This window comes from Azospirillum isscasi (assembly GCF_030849505.1).
GTDB classification, from domain to species: Bacteria; Pseudomonadota; Alphaproteobacteria; order Azospirillales; family Azospirillaceae; genus Azospirillum; species Azospirillum isscasi.
The window spans coordinates 1-2,490 of sequence record NZ_JAUJFI010000313.1 but is presented as its reverse complement, the minus strand read 5'-3'; the positions used below and the strand labels follow the sequence as shown (position 1 = coordinate 2,490).

General features: G+C 72.5%; 5 protein-coding genes. 4 read left to right on the top strand and 1 reads right to left on the bottom strand.

Features of this window, described 5'->3' with window-relative positions:
* The 3 genes from QSG27_RS28555 to QSG27_RS28545 form a co-directional block, all read left to right on the top strand.
* Window positions 1-333, top strand: a 333-nt coding sequence (locus QSG27_RS28555) for a ComF family protein (RefSeq protein ID WP_306712192.1), incomplete at its 5' end; no start/stop codon positions are given.
* A 76-nt stretch (window positions 334-409) separates the two neighbouring features.
* Window positions 410-673 (top strand): glutaredoxin 3, encoded by a 264-nt coding sequence (gene grxC, locus QSG27_RS28550; RefSeq protein ID WP_306712190.1) that lies wholly within the window; start codon window positions 410-412, stop codon window positions 671-673.
* Window positions 670-1,506, top strand: a complete 837-nt coding sequence (locus QSG27_RS28545) for a carbon-nitrogen hydrolase family protein (RefSeq protein WP_306712188.1) — start codon at window positions 670-672, stop codon at window positions 1,504-1,506. Before grxC ends, QSG27_RS28545 begins: the two co-directional genes overlap by 4 nt.
* Before the next feature lie 4 nt (window positions 1,507-1,510).
* On the opposite strand, the gene QSG27_RS28540 is transcribed toward QSG27_RS28545, so the two are convergent.
* The gene (locus tag QSG27_RS28540) at window positions 1,511-2,128 is read right to left on the bottom strand and encodes a class I SAM-dependent methyltransferase (protein ID WP_407653286.1); all 618 of its coding nucleotides are present in this window, start codon (window positions 2,126-2,128) and stop codon (window positions 1,511-1,513) included.
* 132 nt (window positions 2,129-2,260) lie between these two features.
* On the opposite strand from QSG27_RS28540, the gene QSG27_RS28535 reads away from it, so the two are divergent.
* A partial coding sequence (locus QSG27_RS28535; RefSeq protein ID WP_306712184.1) for a DUF1178 family protein occupies window positions 2,261-2,490 on the top strand: 230 nt, incomplete at its 3' end.

Below are 2,490 nucleotides of genomic sequence, written 5' to 3'. Positions count from 1 at the left end.
CTGCGGCTGTTCGGGCGCCGCTACAACCAGGCGGCCCTGCTGGCCCAGGCGGCGGGGCGGCAGGCCGGGCGCCCGGTCCTGCCCGACCTGCTGGTGCGCCGCCGGGCCACCCCGTCGCAGGGCGGGCTCGACCGCTCGGGGCGGCGGCGGAACGTGAAGGGGGCCTTCGCGGTCCGTCCGGGGCTGGAGCCGCAAGTGGCCGGCCGGCGGATCCTGCTGGTGGACGACGTGCTGACCACCGGAGCCACCCTGTCGGAATGCGCGCGGGTGCTGCTGCGCGCCGGGGCGGAGCGGGTGGATGCGCTGACCCTGGCGCGCGTCGTCAGGACATAAGCGGTGAAAACGTAACGGGTGGCGCCACGCGGCGGTTGATCTTATAACCGTTCCAAACAGCCAAGGAGCCGCCGGCATGGCCGACGTCGTCATCTACACAACGCCCTTCTGCCCCTATTGCTCGCGCGCCAAGCGGCTGCTCGACAGCAAGGGGGTGGCGTATGAGGAGATCGACCTCTACATGCAGCCGGGCCGCCGCGACGAGATGGTGCAGCGGGCCGAGGGGCGCATGACCGTGCCGCAGATCTTCATCGACGGAAAGCCGTACGGCGGGTCCGACGACATCCACGCGCTGGACCGCGCGGGCAAGCTCGACCCGATTCTGGGAATCGGGGGATGAGCGGCGTCCTGAAGGCCGCCTGCGTCCAGGTCAACGCCGGCACGGAGATCCTTCCCAACCTTCGGGCGGCGGGCGATCTGGTGCGCCGGGCGCGCGACGCCGGGGCGGACTTCATCGCCCTGCCCGAGAATGTCGGCATGATCGTGCAGGGCCGCGCGAAGGTGCTGGAGCGGGTGAAGACGGCGGACGAGCATCCGGCCATCCCCTTCTTCGCCGATCTGGCGCGGGAGACGGGGGCCTGGCTGCTCGCCGGGACGCTGGGCGTCCTGCTGGAGGACGGGCGGGTCGCCAACCGCAGCTGCCTGTTCGACGCCGGGGGCCGGACCGTCGCCCATTACGACAAGCTCCACATGTTCGACGTGGACCTGAAGGGCGGGGAGAGCTACCGCGAATCCGCCACCTTCCGGCCCGGCGACCGCGCGGTGCTGGCCGGCACGCCCTGGGGCGGGGTCGGCATGACCGTCTGCTACGACCTGCGCTTTGCCTATCTCTACCGGGCGCTGGCCCAGGCGGGGGCGTCGATCCTCACCGTGCCGGCGGCCTTCACCGTGCCGACCGGACGGGCGCACTGGCACACTCTGCTGCGCGCCCGCGCCATCGAGACGGGCTGCTTCGTGCTGGCCCCGGCCCAGACCGGCACCCACGACCAGGGACGGCTGACCTACGGCCATTCCCTGATCGTCGCCCCCTGGGGCGAGGTGCTGGCCGACGCCGGGGAGGAGGTCGGCTTCGTCGTGGCGGAGCTGGACATGGCCCGCGTCGAGGAGGCCCGGCGGATGGTGCCGTCCCTAACCCACGACCGGACCTTCACGCTCGACGTGATCGGGATGTGACGCGTCAGGCCGGCAGTGGCGGCGGCAGGGGCCGGGGCTCCGGGTCGCCGTCCAGGCCGCTTCCGGCCTCCAGGTCGTTGACCGCGCACAGGCGCTGCACCACCGCGGCCTTGGGCGCGGCGGCCTCGCCATGCTCGTAGGCGACGACCTGAAGGCGCCCGCGCGCGATGTCCAGAAGCTCGCCGTTGCGCAGCAGAAAGGCGGGGGAGGCCGGGCGCCCGAAGCGGGCGTTGCCCAGAGCGAAGGTCTCGTACAGCAGCACGCCCCCCGGCTCCAGCGCGTCCAGCAGGGCGGGGAACAGCGGGCGGTGCAGGTAGTTGGTCACCACGATCCCGGCGAAGCGGCGGTCGCGCAGCAGCGGGACGGGCCCGCCGTTCTCCAGGTCGGCCTCCACCAGGTCCACCCCCGGCGTGCCGGACAGGCCGGCCACCCCGCGCAGGTCGCGGTCGAGCCCGACCACCGGGTGGTTGCGTGCGTGGAACAGCCGCAGATGCCGCCCCGACCCGCAGGCGAGGTCGAGCACCGGCCCGCCCGCCCGCACCAGCGGCGCGAAGCGCGCGACCCAGGGGGAGGGCTGGCCGACCGTGGAGTGCGGCGATTCGGCGGAGGAGGGGGTGGACAAGGGACGGATGCTCCCACTCATTTTCATGACGTTTGTTTGACCGTGACGCCGCCGCCGTGCTGAATTGGCGGCTGGTCAGCGGTCCTTCACCATACCATCTGTCCTTCACACCTTGGAGCATCCGACGGGGACATGATCCTCTTCGTACTGAAATGCACGGCGGACCACCGGTTCGAAGCCTGGTTCCGCAACGGCGACGCCTATGAGACGCAGGCCGCCGCCCGGGCCATCGCCTGCCCGGTCTGCGGCGACACGCACATCGCCAAGGCCCCCATGGCGCCGCGCATCGCCAAGGGGGGGCGCTCCAAGGACGACGGTCCCCGCGAGGGCGCCCCCGCGCCGGACGCCGCCCCCGCCGCACC

Coding starts and splice junctions, on each gene's coding strand:
- QSG27_RS28545 (WP_306712188.1), top strand. CDS start 670: ATGAGCGGCGTCCTGAAGGCCGCCTGCGTCCAGGTCAACGCCGGCACG.
- grxC (WP_306712190.1), top strand. CDS start 410: ATGGCCGACGTCGTCATCTACACAACGCCCTTCTGCCCCTATTGCTCG.